Annotated in this window: 2 tRNA genes and 2 rRNA genes; all 4 read left to right on the top strand. The window is 40.4% G+C overall.

Annotated features, from left to right (window positions below):
- Window positions 1-79 (top strand): 16S ribosomal RNA (locus PSI06_RS21030); the annotation flags it as partial.
- A gap of 76 nt (window positions 80-155) precedes the next feature.
- Window positions 156-232, top strand: a tRNA-Ile gene (locus PSI06_RS21035).
- A 67-nt stretch (window positions 233-299) separates the two neighbouring features.
- Window positions 300-375: transfer RNA gene (locus PSI06_RS21040), tRNA-Ala, on the top strand.
- 297 nt (window positions 376-672) lie between these two features.
- Window positions 673-779 (top strand): 23S ribosomal RNA (locus PSI06_RS21045); the annotation flags it as partial.

A 779-nucleotide genomic window follows, 5' to 3' on the forward strand; every position in this document is an offset into this window, starting at 1 on the left:
TACCACGGAGTGATTCATGACTGGGGTGAAGTCGTAACAAGGTAGCCCTAGGGGAACCTGGGGCTGGATCACCTCCTTATACGATTTAGAACTTATTTGTTCGTAGTGTCCACACAGATGATTGTTAATTGTAAAGAGAACAACACTTATTGTTTGGGTCTGTAGCTCAGTTGGTTAGAGCGCACCCCTGATAAGGGTGAGGTCGGTGGTTCAAATCCACCCAGACCCACCACTTCTTCTTAATCTTATCACTAAGGTTAAAACGAAGTCGGATAACAAACAATAAGACCAGCATATGTGGGGCTATAGCTCAGCTGGGAGAGCGCCTGCCTTGCACGCAGGAGGTCAGCAGTTCGATCCTGCTTAGCTCCACCACTTTACTTCTTAAAAATAAATATTCTTTATCGGGTAGCAACATCACCTGAGAATTGAGTGTGTTTAATTTTGAGAAGTTTTTGATTCTCTGCTCTTTAAAAATTTGGAAAAGCTGATAATAAAATTCTGATAGATACTTTGTGTTTATCAAGAGTTTTCAAAAGTAAAAAAGAATGATAGCAGTATCATTCAGTGCCAATTTAATCATTTATGATTAATTGGTATCTACTTTAGTATTCAATATTAACTTCTGGCGAAGTTAAACTGTCACATAACAAAGACCCGTTTGGGTTGTATGGTTAAGTGACTAAGCGTACACGGTGGATGCCTTGGCAGTTGGAGGCGATGAAGGACGTATTAACTTGCGATAAGCCTAGTCAAGCTAGTAAAAAGCGCTTGAGACT

The sequence above is a fragment of the Pseudoalteromonas sp. GABNS16E genome (assembly GCF_028598715.1).
GTDB classification, from domain to species: domain Bacteria; phylum Pseudomonadota; class Gammaproteobacteria; order Enterobacterales; family Alteromonadaceae; genus Pseudoalteromonas; species Pseudoalteromonas atlantica.